General features: G+C 65.2%; 13 protein-coding genes, 1 tRNA gene and 2 pseudogenes. 13 read left to right on the top strand and 3 right to left on the bottom strand.

All coding sequences use genetic code 11. The features are described from left to right. The first annotated feature begins 13 nt into the window (after nt 1-13). From EV641_RS14560 to EV641_RS14510, 11 genes and pseudogenes are all read left to right on the top strand, one after another. Nucleotides 14-484, top strand: a complete 471-nt coding sequence (locus EV641_RS14560; protein WP_054719461.1) for a MarR family transcriptional regulator — start codon at nt 14-16, stop codon at nt 482-484. A 27-nt stretch (nt 485-511) separates the two neighbouring features. Beyond that, a tRNA-Ser gene (locus EV641_RS14555) sits at nt 512-599 on the top strand. A 140-nt stretch (nt 600-739) separates the two neighbouring features. Then, on the top strand, nt 740-1,573 hold the full coding sequence (locus tag EV641_RS14550) for an SDR family NAD(P)-dependent oxidoreductase (protein WP_132472561.1): 834 nt from the start codon (nt 740-742) through the stop codon (nt 1,571-1,573). Between the two features lie 69 nt (nt 1,574-1,642). Beyond that, nucleotides 1,643-2,941: pseudogene (locus EV641_RS14545) on the top strand (ABC transporter substrate-binding protein); the annotation flags it as partial. Between the two features lie 2 nt (nt 2,942-2,943). Further along, the gene (locus EV641_RS14540) at nt 2,944-3,978 is read left to right on the top strand and encodes an ABC transporter permease (protein ID WP_132472560.1); all 1,035 of its coding nucleotides are present in this window, start codon (nt 2,944-2,946) and stop codon (nt 3,976-3,978) included. Next, nucleotides 3,971-4,867 (top strand): ABC transporter permease, encoded by an 897-nt coding sequence (locus EV641_RS14535; protein WP_132472558.1) that lies wholly within the window; start codon nt 3,971-3,973, stop codon nt 4,865-4,867. Before EV641_RS14540 ends, EV641_RS14535 begins: the two co-directional genes overlap by 8 nt. Then, nucleotides 4,864-6,471 (top strand): ABC transporter ATP-binding protein, encoded by a 1,608-nt coding sequence (locus EV641_RS14530; protein WP_132472556.1) that lies wholly within the window; start codon nt 4,864-4,866, stop codon nt 6,469-6,471. Before EV641_RS14535 ends, EV641_RS14530 begins: the two co-directional genes overlap by 4 nt. Further along, on the top strand, nt 6,461-7,570 hold the full coding sequence (locus tag EV641_RS14525; protein WP_132472554.1) for an LLM class flavin-dependent oxidoreductase: 1,110 nt from the start codon (nt 6,461-6,463) through the stop codon (nt 7,568-7,570). Before EV641_RS14530 ends, EV641_RS14525 begins: the two co-directional genes overlap by 11 nt. A 7-nt stretch (nt 7,571-7,577) precedes the next feature. Next, nucleotides 7,578-8,955 (top strand): annotated as a pseudogene (locus EV641_RS14520) (NtaA/DmoA family FMN-dependent monooxygenase). Then, a complete protein-coding gene (locus tag EV641_RS14515; RefSeq protein WP_132472552.1) occupies nt 8,952-9,722 on the top strand; it encodes a DUF1684 domain-containing protein in 771 nt (256 codons plus the stop codon). The pseudogene EV641_RS14520 and the gene EV641_RS14515 overlap by 4 nt, the downstream one beginning before the upstream one ends. Further along, a complete protein-coding gene (locus EV641_RS14510; RefSeq protein ID WP_132472550.1) occupies nt 9,719-10,861 on the top strand; it encodes an LLM class flavin-dependent oxidoreductase in 1,143 nt (380 codons plus the stop codon). Before EV641_RS14515 ends, EV641_RS14510 begins: the two co-directional genes overlap by 4 nt. Here the strand turns inward: EV641_RS14510 and EV641_RS14505 are convergent, their stop codons facing one another. Genes EV641_RS14505 through EV641_RS14495 form a run of 3 tightly spaced genes read right to left on the bottom strand, consistent with a single transcriptional unit; the run spans nt 10,862 to nt 13,924 of the window. Beyond that, nucleotides 10,862-11,506, bottom strand: a complete 645-nt coding sequence (locus tag EV641_RS14505) for a hypothetical protein (protein ID WP_054716817.1) — start codon at nt 11,504-11,506, stop codon at nt 10,862-10,864. Beyond that, nucleotides 11,493-13,040, bottom strand: coding sequence for a hypothetical protein (locus EV641_RS14500; protein WP_132472548.1), 1,548 nt, complete (start codon nt 13,038-13,040; stop codon nt 11,493-11,495). The genes EV641_RS14505 and EV641_RS14500 overlap by 14 nt, the downstream gene beginning before the upstream one ends. Further along, a complete protein-coding gene (locus EV641_RS14495) occupies nt 13,037-13,924 on the bottom strand; it encodes an ABC transporter ATP-binding protein (RefSeq protein WP_132472546.1) in 888 nt (295 codons plus the stop codon). The genes EV641_RS14500 and EV641_RS14495 overlap by 4 nt, the downstream gene beginning before the upstream one ends. A gap of 133 nt (nt 13,925-14,057) precedes the next feature. Between EV641_RS14495 and EV641_RS14490 the strand changes: the two genes are divergently transcribed. Together EV641_RS14490 and EV641_RS14485 are read left to right on the top strand one after the other, a co-directional pair. Continuing rightward, nucleotides 14,058-15,392 (top strand): sensor histidine kinase, encoded by a 1,335-nt coding sequence (locus EV641_RS14490; protein ID WP_132472544.1) that lies wholly within the window; start codon nt 14,058-14,060, stop codon nt 15,390-15,392. 5 nt (nt 15,393-15,397) lie between these two features. Further along, nucleotides 15,398-16,048, top strand: coding sequence for a response regulator transcription factor (locus EV641_RS14485; protein ID WP_199233266.1), 651 nt, complete (start codon nt 15,398-15,400; stop codon nt 16,046-16,048). Nucleotides 16,049-16,056: the final 8 nt, after the last annotated feature.

Genomic DNA, 16,056 nt, shown 5'->3' with positions numbered 1-16,056 from the left:
TTACACTTCCCGCGTGACCGGCGAACATGACACACCGAACTGGCTGACTGCGGAGGAACAGGACGCCTGGCGGCGGTATATGGACGGCAACAGCAGGCTGATGGAAGTACTCAACCGAAACCTGCAGGACCAGCATGGGTTGTCCCTTGCCGAATACCGAATCCTGGTCATGCTGACCGAAGCCTCCGAGGGTTCGCTGCGTATGAGTGAACTGGCCGATGGTGTGCTGTCGTCCCGTAGTCGCCTCACTCACCAGATCCGGCGCATGGAGACCGACGGAATGGTCGTGCGGAGTTCGTGCCCCGAGGACGGTCGTGGCGTGCTCGCCACCGTCACCGACGAAGGCCGTCGTCGCCTCGCGGACGCTGCTCCCACCCATGTCGACGATGTGCGCACCAACCTGATCGATCTGCTGAGCAAGAGCGAGCTGAACACCCTCGGCAGAATCTTCGCGCGCGTAGACGAAGCCCTCGCTGACAAGTAGTTCGGCGATGCAGTTAAGATTTGGCACGGAAGCGTGGCAGAGCGGCCGAATGCACTCGCCTTGAAAGCGAGCGTCGTGAGAGCGACCGGGGGTTCAAATCCCTCCGCTTCCGCCAGAGCCCCTCACCTGTTCGAACAGGTGAGGGGCTTTTCTGTGCGCCTCTGTGCGCTCGAAAGAACTTGTTGTGCCAAACCTTCAGAAATGCAATTCTTGTACAGAAGAACTACATTTCCGAATTTGGCGCAAGGAGACTCGATGGCTTCGACCGATGGCGAGTTCGCGAGGCGTTACGGATCGTGGGGACTGGTGGTAGGGGCGTCGGAAGGTGTCGGAGAGGCATTCGCGCACGCCCTCGCCGAACGCGGAGTCAATGTCGTGCTGCTCTCGCGACGTAAGCCGAACCTCGACATTCTCGCCGAGACCCTCCGCGAGCGCCACGGAGTGAAGACCGAGGTGCTCGCGGTCGACCTCTCCGAATCCGACGCGGTCGCGCACATCGTCGATGGGACGGCCAGGCTCGAAATCGGAATCGTGCTGTACGGCGCTGGAGCTGATTCCTCGCCGGCCCCGTTCCTCTCACGTTCCGTCGAGTCCGCACTCGCGATGGTCCAGCGCAATTGCGTCACCTCGATGGCGTTGGCGCATCACTTCGGAGCGGCCATGGTCGAGCGAGGCAGGGGTGGCATCATCCTCGTGACGTCCGGGTCAGGTCTGCGTGGCTGTTCGAACATGGTGGCTTACTCCGCATCGAAGGCTTTCGACCTCGTGATGGGTGAGAGCCTATGGGCCGAATTCAATCCTGAAGGTGTGGATGTGTTGTCGCTGGTGCTCAGTCGAACGGATACCCCGGCATTGCGACGGCTGATGCTCGAAATGGGGCAGATCGAGAGCCTCGACACGCCGGTTCCAGGCGCGACGAGCCCCGAGGACACCGTGGCGCGCGCTCTCGAGAATCTCGACAAAGGGCCGACGTGTCTTGTGGGGGAGCAGTTGCAGCAGTCGGAGCAGTATTTCTCGACGATGACGCGGAACGAAGCCGTTCGTGTGATGGCCGAAGCCACGCGCTCACTCAACACCGCTGCCAAGTAGGCGGGCGCAATACAGCCACCGGCCCCAAGGCACGGGTGTGCCTTGGGGCCGGTGGCTGTGTTCTTCTTGCATGTGGAGGGGGTGACCTTCAGCGACGGAACACCGTTCACCGCTGAATCGGTGCAGGGCAACTTCGATTCCATCGTGAACACTCTCGGCGGAGTCAAGGCTCCGCAGGCCACCGGGTACCTCGCCGGTTACACCGGCACCACCGTGCTCGACGAGCGCACGGCCAGGGTCGATTTCTCGGCACCCAACGCGCCGTTCCTCCAGGCCACCTCGACTCATCAACTCGGGTTCCTCTCTGCCGAGGATGTCGCGAAGAGCGCTGAGGAACGGTGTGCAGGCGAGTTGTCCGGCACGGGACCGTTCACGTATGAGGACTATCAGCAGGACCGGTCGGCAACGCTCGTCAAGCGCGCCGGGTATGCCTGGGGATCGGACGTCTTCGCGCACGACGGTGAGGCCTACCTCGACCGGATCGAATTCACCATCGTTCCCGAATCCGGTGTTCGCACAGGTTCTCTTGCGTCCGATCAGCTCGACGCGGTCTCCGATGCCCTTCCCCAGGATGCCCCGCAGATCGAAGGTGTCGGTGGCCGCATTCTCACCACGCCGAATCCCGGCCTCCCGTTCGGTTTCCAGCCCAACGTGAGCCGCGGCGTGCTCTCCGATCCCGCCGTCCGTAGTGCACTGATCCCTGCGATCGACCGCACCGAACTCGTCGACACGGTTCTCGGCCCCGACTTCGTGCCCGCGACGAGCGTACTCGCCTCGGTGACACCCGGGTACGTCGCGGTGGACGAGGTCACCTACGACCCCGATGCGGCGGCGAGGATCCTCGACGACGCCGGATGGGTGCCGGGCGAAGACGGTATCCGCGTCAAGGACGGGGAGAGGTTGAGCTTCTCGGTGCTGTTCAGCTCGGTGTTCGCCGGGAACCAGGCGATTCTCGAACTCGTCCAGCAGCAGCTGCGGGAGGTGGGTGTAGACCTGCAACTCGATCTGGTGTCGACGCCCGAGACCACCGCCCGCCAGAACACCGGAGACTACGACACGACGTACTACAACAGCACACGCGCCGATGGCGACATCCTGCGCACAGCGTTCGGTACCGAGGGCAGGAACCTCAACCAGCGTGGTCCGATCCCGGAACTTGACGACATTCTCACCGTACAGCTGACGACGACCGACCCGGCGACCCGTAGCGGCTACATCGAGGAGGCTCAGCAGCTCGTGATCGACAACGCCCTGTTCATTCCGACGGTCGAGTTGTCGCAGGCGATCGGTGCCGGACCGAAGGTGCAAGACCTGTTGTTCGAAGCGTCGGCACGCCTGCAGTTCTTCGACACCTGGCTCAGCGAGTAGTCATGTTGAGCTACCTCGCTTCCCGCTTCCTCCAGGCCGTCGGCGTGCTGTGGGCTGCATTCACCGTTTCGTTCGGCGTGCTGTTCCTTCTACCGTCCGACCCGGTGAGCATGGTGGCCGGCTCCGACAACGGAACACCGGTCGACGCTGCCGCAATCGAGCAGCTGCAGGCGCGTTACGGCCTGGATCAGCCGGTGTGGGTTCAGTACTGGAATGCTCTGAGCAATGCGGTCCGGGGTGATTTCGGAATCTCCATCTCCACTGGCAGGCCGGTGACGGAGGCGATCGCCGACGCGTTGCCGAGCACCCTTGCCCTCGCGTCGTTCGCGCTGGTGCTGGCGGTGACATTCGGTACTGTGGTCGCCTTCCTCGCCACCTACACGCGTATCGGCTGGCTGCGGAACGTATTGTTCTCGCTGCCTCCATTGGGTGTTGCCGTACCCACATTCTGGGTGGGACTTATTCTGCTCCAGTTGTTCTCGTTCCGTGTGAAGCTGTTCCCGGCGTTCGGTGAAGGTGGCATCGAGCATCTGCTGCTTCCCGCGATCACACTTGCGCTGCCCACCGGTGCAGTCATCGCGCAGGTGCTTGCGGTGAGCCTGCAGACCACAGCGCGTCAGCCGTACATCGAGGCTGCCAGGGCAAAGGGTGCATCGAGGTGGCGCGTCCAGACGCGACACGCTCTGCGGTTGTCCAGTATCCCGGCCTTCACGATCGCCGGCGTGATCGTCGGCAATCTGATCGCAGGATCGGTTGTCGTGGAGACGGTCTTCTCCCGCGCAGGTCTCGGGCGCCTGACCCAGATGTCCGTGATGGCCCAGGACATTCCGGTGGTGCTGGGCATCGTGGTGTTCGGTTCGGTCGTGTTCGTGATCGTCAACCTCGTTGTGGACCTGTTCTACCCACTGATCGATCCGCGGATCGTCCATGCACGAGGCGGTGCCGACGCTCTTTCGGGAAGCGGCGAATCAGTACGCAGCGGGTCGGATCCGGACTCGACTGTCGACCAGGGCCCGAAGGTGAGCACTCATGTCTGACACACTGATTCGGGAACCCGTGCGAGCCGGCTTCCCTGTCCGGGAATCGACACCCGCGAGGAGGTCGATCCCGCGCACCGCAGTGGCGACCGTGCGGCGGAACTGGGTCGTGGCGATCTCTGCCGCCGTGCTGCTGATCGCCATCGGGTTCGCGGTGTTCCCGTCGTTCTTCGCGTCCGGCGACCCCCTGCACGGCGTGCCCGCCGACAAACTGCAGGGACCGAATCTCGCGCATTGGTTCGGCACCGACAACATCGGCCGAGACGTCTACACCCGAGTCGTGCACGGCGCGGCACTGTCGTTGACCGCGACACTGGTCGCGGTGGGTATCGCCATCGTGATCGGCTCGCTCATCGGTCTGCTCTCCGGTGCAGCCGGCGGCCTCGTCGATGCGGTTCTCATGCGGATCGTCGATGTGCTGCTGTCCATCCCCGCTTTGCTGCTTTCGCTCGCCTTGGTCACAGCTCTCGGCTTCGGCACTCTCAATGTCGCGATCGCCGTGGGTATCGGGCTTGTCGCGAACTTCGCCCGCGTCATGCGTTCGGAGGTGCTGCGGGTGCGTCACGCCTTGTACGTCGAAGCGGCTTTCGCCTCCGGTGTCCGCTGGCACACCGTGCTGATCCGCCATGTGCTGCGCAACGCGTACGCTCCGGTGATCGCACTGGCAGCGGTGGAATTCGGGATGGCGGTCCTGGCCGTATCGTCCCTGAGTTTCCTCGGGTTCGGTGCAGTTCCGCCCACTCCTGAATGGGGATCGCTGATCTCCGAGGGTCGCAATTACCTGGCCACCGCGTGGTGGATGACGACCTTGCCCGGTCTCGTCATCGTCGCCGTCGTTCTGGCTGCACACCGCATCGGTCATGCCGTCGACGATCGGAGTGGCCGATGAGCACACACACCGCACCGCTTCTCGAAGTCGACAACCTGCGCGTCGCCTATGGCAGCGACGACGATCCGGTCGTGGCAGTCGACGGTGTCGGATTCACGGTCGCGCCCGGCGAAGTCGTCGCTGTGGTCGGAGAGTCCGGTTCGGGTAAGTCGACGACCGCGCACGCCATCATCGGTCTGCTCTCCGGTAGTGGACGCGTAGTGGGCGGCACCGTCACGTTCGACGGGCAACGCCTCGACACACTGCCGGAACGCGCATTCGAGAAGGTACGAGGCGCGCGAATCGGCTTGGTACCGCAGGATCCGACGACATCGCTCAACCCGGTGATCCGGATCGGCGACCAGATTGCGGAGACATTGCGTATCCACGGGCTCGCGGACCGCCGGACCGCGAAGCTCGGGGCGCTGCGCATCCTCGAGGAGGCCGGACTCGACAACCCGGAATTGCGAGCGAAACAGTACCCCCAGGCCCTGTCCGGGGGACAGCGTCAGCGGGTGCTCATCGGGATTGCCCTGGCCTGCGGCCCCGACCTGGTCATCGCCGACGAACCGACGAGCGCACTCGCCGTGACCGTGCAGCGACGCATCCTCGATCACCTCGAAGCACGCATCGCGGAGACCGGCACCGCGGTGCTGCTCATCACCCACGATCTGGGTGTGGCGGCCGACCGCGCCGATCGCATCGTCGTCATGCAGAACGGCCAGGTGGTGGAGTCCGGCCCCGCGCTGGACGTGCTCGACAACCCGAGACACGAGTACACGCGAGCGCTGCTCGCAGCGGCCCCGAGCCTCACGGATACCATACGGCCCGACCGCGTGCCGGCTGAGCCGTTGCTCACCGTGACCGATGTGTCGAAGACCTTCCGGATCGATCGACGGACTTCGCTCGACGCGGTGCGGACCGTCTCCTTCGAGGTTCCACGGGGGCGTACGTTGTCGCTGGTCGGTGAATCGGGGTCGGGCAAGACCACCGTCGCGCGCATAGCGATCAGGCTCGAGACCCCCACCTCGGGCCGGATCCGGTTCGACGGCAACGACATCACCGGGCTTCGGGGACGGGATTTGCGGGCATTGCGCAGGCGGGTGCAGATCGTGCACCAGAATCCGTACGCCTCGCTCAACCCGAAGCTGAAGATCCGCGACATCGTGGCCGAACCGCTCGCCGCGTTCGGCATCGGCTCGAAAGCCGAGCGGTCGACGCGCGTCGCCGAACTCCTCGACCAGGTCGCCCTGTCGACTGCGCACCTCGATCGCACACCGGCAGAGCTGTCCGGTGGGCAACGGCAGCGGGTAGCGATCGCGCGTGCCATCGCACTGCACCCGGAGCTGCTGGTGCTCGACGAGCCTGTCTCGGCGCTCGATGTGTCCGTCCAAGCGCAGATCCTCGATCTGCTCACCGACCTGCAGAACGAGCTCGGGCTCAGTTACCTGTTCATCTCGCACGACCTGGCGGTGGTGCGGCAGATCAGCGACACCGTCGCGGTGATGCGATCCGGTGGGGTCGTGGAATTCGGCAGCACCACAGATATTTTCGACAACCCACAGCACGAGTACACACGAGTGCTGCTCGATGCTATCCCCGGGAAGGTTCGGCATGTCCGATAGTTCACAGTTCTTGTTGGCGCTCGAGTTCGCGGGCACCGGTGCTCATCCGAGTTCCTGGCGCCGTGACGACTCCCGCGCCGAAGACCTCTTCTCCGCCCGTTACTGGGTCGACCTCGTCGGAAGCGCCGACCGTGCCGGCGTCGACCTCGCTTTCCTTCCGGACGACTTCGGTATCGCGTCGACGGGAAGCGCAGTACGTGGCCGCCTCGAAGCGGTCGGTATCGCAGCGCGGCTGAGTGCCGTCACCTCGCGGATCGGTCTGGTTCCCACCGCGACCGTCACCCACACCGAACCGTTCCATGTTGCCAAGGCAATCCAGACGATCGACCACACGACCGGAGGTCGAGCGGGATGGGAGGTTGCGGTCACCGAGAACCCTGAGGCCACAAGGCTGTTCGGTCGCAAGGAAGAACAGCAGGACACCGCCTCGCTGTGGGCGGAGGCGCACGAGGCCGCCGAGGTCGCGGCTCGGCTGTGGGACAGCTGGGAGGACGACGCCGAGATCCGCGACGAGGCAACCGGCCGCTTCATCGACCGCGACAAGCTGCACTACATCGACTTCACAGGCGAGTACTTCTCCGTCAAGGGCCCGTCCATCACCCCGCGGTCGCCACAGGGGCAACCACTCGTGGCCGCGACCGTCGACAGCGAGGAGTCCTTCGAATTCGCCGTGGCGCGCGCAGATCTCGTGCGCATCCGCGTGAAGACAGCTGAGGAAGCCGCGGCGCTGACCGCACGTCTCCGCGAGGCGGCAGGCAGTCGTCCGATCCGGGTACTGCTCGATCTGGATGTTCTCCTCGCCGCCGACGTGGACGCCGCAGCGGCAGCTCTCGCAACGCTCGACGGATGGACCGGACAGACATACACGTCGGAGACGGTGCTCTACCTTGGCGGCCCGGACGGGCTTCGCGAACTGATCGAGAGCCTGCAGGGTGTCGACGGCGTCACCCTCCGGCCCCTTGCGCTCGCATCGACCGTGCACCGGGTGGTCGACGACGTACTGCCCGCCCTTCGCCCCACCGCGGCGCCGACGCCGGGAACGCTGCGCGAGCGCCTGGGCCTGGCCCTGCCCGCCAACCGCTATGCCACGTCGAACTGAAGGAACGATGACGTTGTCCGGAAACGAAATCCGCAAGCAGATCCATCTGGCCGCCCATTTCCCGGGGGGTCAACAACACCACCGTCTGGGCCGACCCAGAATCCAGGAGTCAGGTCGATTTCTCGTCGTTCGTGCACCTCGCCGAGACGGCGGAGCGCGGCAAGTTCGACTTCTTCTTCCTTGCCGAGGGATTGCGTCTGCGTGAACACCGCGGCCGTATCCATGATCTCGACGTCGTCGGTCGTCCCGACACCCTCACGGTGCTCGAGGCCCTCGCCGGGGCCACCACCCACCTCGGGCTGGCAGGCACGATCAACACCACATTCAACGAACCGTACGAACTGGCCAAGCAGTTCGCGACGCTCGACCACCTCTCCGACGGCCGGGCGGCCTGGAACCTGGTGACCTCGTCGGACGCGTTCACCGGTGAGAACTTCCGACGCGGGGGATTCCTCGAGCATTCGCAGCGGTATGTGCGGGCCGACGAGGTCGTCGACGTCGTCCGGCAACTCTGGGACAGCTGGCGTGCGGGAGCACCCGTGATCGACCGGAAGAGGGGAATCTTCGCCACAGACACCGACATTGCGCCGTTCGATATTCACACAACACAGTTCGACATCGCCGGTCGCTTCGAAGTGCCGCGGAGCCCGCAGGGACACCCGGTGTTGCTCCAGGCCGGTGACTCGGACGAGGGCCGGGAGTTCGGAGCCGCGAAGGCGGACGCCATCTTCAGCAGGCACGGCACACTCGAGGAAGGGCGCGCCTTCTACACCGACGTGAAGAGCCGACTCGCGAAATACGGACGCGCCTACAACGACCTGAAGATCCTTCCCGCCGCCACGTTCGTGCTCGGCGACACTCGCGAGGAAGCCCACGAGAACGCACGGCGTATCCGCCTGCAGCAGGTCGGTCCTCGGACGGCGATCGCGTTCCTCGAACAGGTGTGGGGCAAGGATCTGTCTGCGTACGACCCCGACGGTCCGCTACCGGACATCGAACCCGAGGACAATGTGAACATCACTCGCGGGCGGGTCCGGCACGCGAAGGATCCACTTGCAGTCGCGAAGGAGTGGCGCGCGAAAGCGGAGGCCGAGAACCTCAGCATTCGTGAACTGATCATCGAGGTCACCGCCAGGCAGCAGTTCATCGGTACTCCCGCGGACGTTGCCGCCGAGATCGACGAGTACGTGCAGACCGACGCCAGCGACGGCTTCATCCTGGTTCCCCACCTGACCCCCGGTGGTCTCGACGAGTTCGTCGACAAGGTGGTGCCGCTGCTGCAGGAACGCGGCAGCTTCCGCACCGAATACGAGGGCACAACCCTGCGCAGCCATCTCGGGCTGCGTCACCCACACAGCACGAGCGAAGGAGTCCGCGCATCATGACCACCACACTCGATCGGTTCATCGCGGAGTGGCAGCAGTGGCACTCCGAGCGAGACGAGTCGTTGCGGCAGCCGCTCGGCTGGCTGAGCCTGACCGCGCTGTACTGGCTCGACGACACCGCCGCCGACTACGGAGACGTTCCAGGCTCCTGGTGGGTCGACGGTGACGCAGTGGTTCGGGAGCTGGACGAAGAGACCACCGAATACCATCCGGTCGAGGGAGCACCCGGGGTCGACGTGGAGTTCGATCGCGGACATATCGAGGTCATCCAGCGAACAGGACGGTTCGCGCTTCGAATTCACGATCGGACCGCGCAGGCACTCACGTCCTTCACGGGGATTCCGACATACGAACCCGACCCCGCATGGGTGATCACTGGGCAGTTCACGCCGTTCACCGCGCCGCACACCGTCATCACGGGTGCGGTGGTGGACGGACTGGAACACCACCACCGTGCGCTCGGTCTGATCCGCTTCGTGCACGATGATGCCGAATACGAACTCGTTGCGTTCGGCGATTCGGAGGCATCACTGCGCATCCTGTTCACGGACGCCACGAGTGGTGTCACGACGTATCCCGCCGCACGAATCCTGCAGGTCGGAGCCGTCGAGGACGGCGTGGTCACCCTCGACTTCAACGGCGCCTCGAACCTTCCGTGCGCGTTCACCGATGCCGCGACCTGCCCGATCGCACCGTCGGAGAATCGCCTGTCATTCACTGTCGAAGCCGGTGAGCGCACTCCCCACGGAAGGGAATCGGGCGCATGAGCCCGTCGGATCCGACTCCGCTGTCGGTTCTCGATCTGTCACCGATCAGCGAGGGTTCGAACGCGCCTGCGGCGCTGCACAACACCCTGGACCTTGCACGTCGTGCCGAAAGCTTCGGGTACAAGCGCTACTGGGTCGCGGAGCATCATTTCGCCGCCGTCGCGTCGTCGTCGCCCGGTGTGCTGATCGGAGCGATCGCCGCCACCACCGACACGATTCGGGTCGGTTCTGCGGCGGTGCAGCTCGGTCACAACACCGCGATCGCCGTCGTCGAAGCGTTCGGCACTCTCGACGCGCTGTACCCGGGGAGGATCGACCTCGGTCTGGGACGATCGGGGCAGAGGCGGGCCGAAGCGCTGAAGGCCGCCGCGTCGCAGGGAGACGAGCCGGCGCCACGAGCCACCGAGATCCGGGACGGTCTCGTCATCCCCGCTCCGTTCCCGACAGCGAAGCTGCTCACATCGTCGCGGCTGGCATCGAGCCTGGCCGTGCTGCAGCAACCGGGTGCCGACGCCCCGAACTTCGCGCACCAGGTCGAAGACATCCGCGCCCTCCTCGACGGCAACTACAAATCCGCGGACGGAACGGCCCTTCACGCGAGCCCCGGTGAGGACGCCGATGTGGAACTGTGGGTGTTCGGTTCGAGCGCTGGGCCATCCGCGGATCTGGCGGGAAGATTCGGGCTGCCGTTCGGCGCGAACTACCATGTCAGCCCCGGTACGACGGTCGAGGCCGTCGAGGCCTACCGTGCGGCGTTCCGTCCGTCTCGGATCCTGGCGGAGCCGTACGTCGTCGTGTCCGCGGATGCGGTTGTGGCCGACGACGACGCGACCGCACAGGAACTTGCATCGACCTACGGTCATTGGACGCACAGCATCCGGTCCGGACACGGTGCCATTCCGTATCCCGATCCGACGACGACGCCACCGCTGACCGACACCGAACGCGAGCTCGTCGACGATCGGCTGATCACCCAGTTCGTCGGGTCCCCGAGCACCGTCGCGGAACGCCTCGAGACGTTGCGACGAGTAACCGGCGCCGATGAACTGGTGATCACCTCGGTGACGCACAAGCACGACGATCGGATCCGTTCGTACGAACTGCTGGCACACGAGTGGGGGATCGCCACGCCGCAGTAGCTACCCGATCGAGGTCGTCGCAGAGACCGACCCGTCCCCGGACCGTAGTCGCACCGGGATCCCGGCAGGATCCTGCGGCACCTCGACGGTGCTCGCCCCCGTTGCGGACACGGCATCGACCGCGTAACTGCCTGGGCCCACGACCAACGCGACGTCACCGTAGCGGGAATTCAGGTCGACGGCGGCACGGGTGTCGGTCACCGTCAGATCGCCGAACTTGGAGTTCCCTTGGACGACGGTGCCGAAGGGGACGACGATCTCGTAGCGGGCGACGCAGGTGGGGCTGCCCACGGCGAACCTGTCGGGGCACCGCGTGCTGATCGTCAGACCGGCCGCGTCGGTGTCGATGCTCTCCTCGGGCTTGTCGCCGTCGGTGAACTCCAAGGTGCGTCGGATCTCGATGTCGTCGCGGTCGGAGCCGATCACCTGTGCGCTCAGCGACGCGGTGGTGACACCGAGTTGCTTCGCGCCCGCATCATCGAGATCGAGTGTGACGGAGGTGATCGCGCCGCTGTAGGTGTCGCTCCGCTGTTCCTGGCTCGCGGAACCGGCGGTGCATCCGGTGAGTACAAGAGTCGAGAGTGTCAGTGCCGCAACACCGGCAGAGAGCAGGGATTTCCGGGGCAGGTTTTCAACGGCGGGCATGACGAATCTCCAGTACGAGTAGGGAGGCGGCGACCAACACAGCGCTGATGCCGAGAGAGAACAGTGGAGGCGGGCCACTGAGCGACCCGTCGGTGCGGAGCACGCCCATGACGTCGACGGCCGCGACTCCGTTGAGAACGGCGTACCAGATCACCAGGTAGACCGCCTGGAATACACGTGCGCCCCGTCCGATCGACCCGATCAGCAGTGCAAGGGCAGGGATCAACGCGGCGCCCGCAACCCACGCGGCTACGCCGGTCAAGTCCAGGGTAAGGAGCATCTTGACCAGGGGGCCCACACCGGCGACGGCGGCAATGAGCACACCTGCACCCCACTCGGCGATGAGGCGGATGCGCGGCGAGACACTGCACTCCACAAGGGGGTCGACGCCCTGTTCGTAGGTGAGCGTGCCGAGACGCGACCACAGCAGCACCGGCAGCAACCACGCGAAGAGCAGCGCGGTGCCGACGCGATCAGCGGGAACCGCGAGGGCCGCGACCGTCACGATCGCGAGCGTGAGCCACCACCACCGCGACACACTTCCGAGATGGATACGCACCTCGCCGATCAACAGCCCCAGGAACGCGTGTCCACGCTCGGCCGAGGACAGCCCTCGTACGGTCTGTGAGAACGCGGGTGTCGCCGACGGTTCCGGTATTGCGGAGGACGGCTGGGTGGACGTCCTCGATAGTGAAGTCTGCTGCCGTGACGGATCGAACCGAGTGAACCAGAACGACGGCATGACGGCGACGAGCGTCGATGCTGCGATCAATCCCACACTCGCTGCGACGAGGGTCGGGTCGACGTCCATTCCGGACCACGTGAACTGCCCGAGCGCACCGGGTTCCGCGGTGAGTCCGATCGAGATCTCGTCGTCCATGCCGGGGTGCTGCGCGGCCAGGTCGGTCTGGAACCCCGCAGTGATCGTGCCGTAGATCATCGGAATCCCAGCGAGGAACATCGACGGATAGACGAAGAACCACAGGATGTTTCCCGCACCACCGCGCAAGAGCGGGATCGTCTCGAACACAACGGCGGCTGCTGCGGCCACCGTCAGGACCGGAAGACAGAACAGCACGATCGGAAGCCAGAGCGCCGTCATGTCGAGGCTAGTGGATTCCCCGCGGAGAAGCTGCATCACGGGTGCGATGAAGGCGAGTGCGGCAGCCATCGCTGCCAGCACCATCAGATTGCTGAGGTACTTTCCCAGCAGATACATCGGAGTACGCAGCGGGGATGCGGCAAGCGTTTCTCCTACGCCGGTGGCGATGTCGCGCGCGATGCTGCTGCGGACGACGTAGAACCCGAACAGTGGCAGCCACAGGCTGCCGATCATCGCGAGCATCATGCCGATGTACGCGCTGTCGTACACTCCCCGGAACGATCCGACCTTGACCATCGCGTACGTGGCGGAGGCGGGCGGGATGGCAACATACCCGAGCGCGACGGCGCCGAGCGCCGTCACCAGGAACGCGGGACGCCGAGAACGATCCCGGAAATCTGCCATCGAGACGGCAGTAACCGCGCTGGTCATCGGGTCACCCCGGCAGGTGCGATCGGGGTATGGACCGCACTGACGTACGCGTCTTCGAGGTCGGGTTCGACAGGACGCGCACCCGGAACCGGAGGCGTGTGCGCGACTGCACGAACACGCACGCCCTGTGATGTTCGGACGGTGCGGGTGATCGTCGCTCGCTGCCGGATGTCGGCCACGGCATCGATGGGGACGATCGATTCCCACACCAGACCGTCTGCGGAACGGAGGAGTTCCTCGGGGGTGCCGCGTCGACGCAGTTCGCCGGCGGTGAGGATCGCGATGTCGTCGGCGATGGCTTCGATGTCCGACACGATGTGGGTGGACAGGATGACGATCCGGTCGGATGCCAGATCTCCCAGGAGGTTGCGGAACCGCATGCGTTCCTCAGGGTCCAGCCCGACCGTCGGTTCGTCGACGACGAGAAGTTCGGGGTCGCTCAGAAGCGCCTGCGCGATCCCGATACGCTGGCGCATGCCGCCGGAGAACTTGCCCACCGGACGCGACGCGGTGTCGGTCAGGTTGACGAGTTCGAGCAGCTCGTCGACCCGCTCCTTGGCAGACCGAGTGCTCAGCCCCTTGACTGCGGCGAGATACCGGAGAAACTCCCGGGCACTGAGATTCGGATAGACACCGAAATCCTGTGGGAGGTAGCCGAGGACACGTCGGAGCGGCTCCGGCCGAGCGACGATGTCGGTACCGTTCCACGTGACCGTGCCGGAAGTCGGCCGGGTGATCGTGGAGAGAATCCGCATCAGCGACGACTTGCCGGCTCCGTTGGGTCCGAGGAGTCCGAGAACTCCGGGCCCGATCCGCATGCTGACGTCGGTGACGGCCTGTTTACCTCGATAGGTCTTGGTGACCTTGTTCAGCTCCAGTTGCATGACTACAGCCGACCATTCCGCCGGTGGTGTGGTCACTGGGTCCACGCGGCGGATCGGAGGTGGTGCCAGCACCACCTTTCGACTGCACCTCGCCTCCTCCCGAAGCAGCGGCCGCGTCGATAGGCTCACTCGAGTGTCCTCTGCTGAACCGACCACGGTGCTCGCCGCGATCACACGACGACGCTTCCTGCTGACGGGGTGGCTGTGGCGCTCGCTCGGCTATCTGCTGACCACTGTCCCGGTGGTGTGCGCGGTGACGCTGCCGTTCGCTGCGTTCTGTGTCCCGTGGTTGGTCCTGATCGTGTGGGCGGGCGACGGCATGTATCCGCAACCGCTCGGCAGGGTGTTTTTCCTCGGTGTTCTCGGCGTGGTGCTGGTGTTCGGGCTCGGCCCGCTGGTGGCGATACCGCTGGCGACTCTGGAACGTATGCGGCTGCGTCTGGTGAGCAGCGATCGGGTGCTCTCGGCGCACCGCGCGCCTCCCGCCGCGGGTCTGTGGCCGTGGGTGCGCACCCGCTACACCGAGGCCGCGACATGGAGGGAGCTCGGATACGCAGTCCTGCTGCTCACCTTGGTTCCCGCGTTGTTGCTCCTGGCCGCGGTGATCGTCGGCCTCATCGTCGTGATGGTGGTCAGCCCCCTGGTGGTGGGTGACGGTAACGAGGCGGTGGCGCTCGGCTTCAGCCAGATCACGTCGGTCGATCAGGCCGTCCCCTACGCGATCGCAGGTCTGCTTCTGCTGCCGACGGTCCCGTACGTGATTGCTCTGATCGCGGGACTGCACGGCGCGCTCGCTCGGTCGTTGCTGTGCGGCGACGATCCGGACGCGCTTCGCGCTCGGCTTGTCGAGGTGTCGCGGTCCCGGGCCCGACTGGTCGATGCCTTCGAGGCAGAACGTCGCAGAATCGAGCGGGACCTGCATGACGGCGCGCAGTCGTTGCTCGTCAACCTCACTCTGCAGTTGGGTATGGCCAAACTCGACCTCCCACCGGATTCCGCCGCCGCGAAAAGTGTGTCGCAGGCGCATGACCAGGCCAAGGATCTGATGGCGGAACTGCGGCAACTCATTCGGGGAATCCACCCCAGGGTGCTCACCGACCGCGGCCTACCCGACGCCCTACGTGAGCTGACCGAGGACTTCGCCGTCCCGGTTGCCGTCACCGCGGAGATCTCGCCACGCCCGGCGCCGGACGTCGAGGTCGCAGCCTATTTCGTGGTGGTCGAAGCGCTGAACAACATCGCCAAACATGCGGATGCGACGGCCGTCGACGTGACGGCCCGGCGCGCCGGGGATCTGCTCGTCGTCGAGGTCGTGGACGACGGCTGCGGCGGTGCGGATCCGGAACAGGGGAGCGGTCTGACGGGCCTGGCCGACCGGGTCGCTGCGGTCGACGGCAGAATGCTGCTGTCCAGCCCGCTCGGCGGGCCCACCGTCGTCCGAGTGGAGTTGCCGTGGATCGAGAACTGACTGCCGTGCGAGTGGTCCTCGCCGAGGACGGCGCGCTGCTGCGCGATAGTCTCGCCGCAATGCTCGAGCGATTCGGGTTCGAGGTCGTGGCGTCGGTCCCGGATGCCGGGGCATTGGAATCGGCTGTCGCCGAGCACCGTCCGGACCTCGTCGTGACCGATGTGCGGATGCCGCCGGGATTCACCGACGAGGGGTTGCGCGCAGCAGTGGAATTGCGGCGAACCTACCCGGAGCTTGCCGTAGTCGTGCTGAGTCAGTACGTCGAATTGAGTTACGCCGACGAACTTCTGGGGACAGATGGCGGCCGTGTCGGCTATCTGCTCAAAGATCGCGTGGTCGATGTCGAGGAGTTCGTCTCCACGCTGCGTCAGGTGGTTGCCGGTGGCACGGTGATCGATCCCATGGTTGTCCAGCAGTTGTTCCGGCGCCGGCGGGATCCTCTGGTGCAGTTGTCGCCGCGCGAGCGCGAGGTGCTCGCCTTGATCGCAGAGGGGCATTCGAACGTGGCGATCGCTGCTCAGTTGTTCATCACGGAGTCGGCGGTGGGCAAGCATGTCGGCAACATCTTCAACAAACTGGTGCTGCCGCCCACCGACGATACGAATCGTCGCGTGCTCGCCGTGCTCGCGTATCTGCGTCGGGATGAACTTGCCTGACAGGAGTG

The sequence above is a fragment of the Rhodococcus sp. SMB37 genome (genome assembly GCF_004345605.1).
GTDB lineage: Bacteria > Actinomycetota > Actinomycetes > Mycobacteriales > Mycobacteriaceae > Rhodococcus.
The sequence above is the reverse complement of the archived record's forward strand: the minus strand, read 5'-3'. Positions and strand labels throughout refer to the sequence as shown.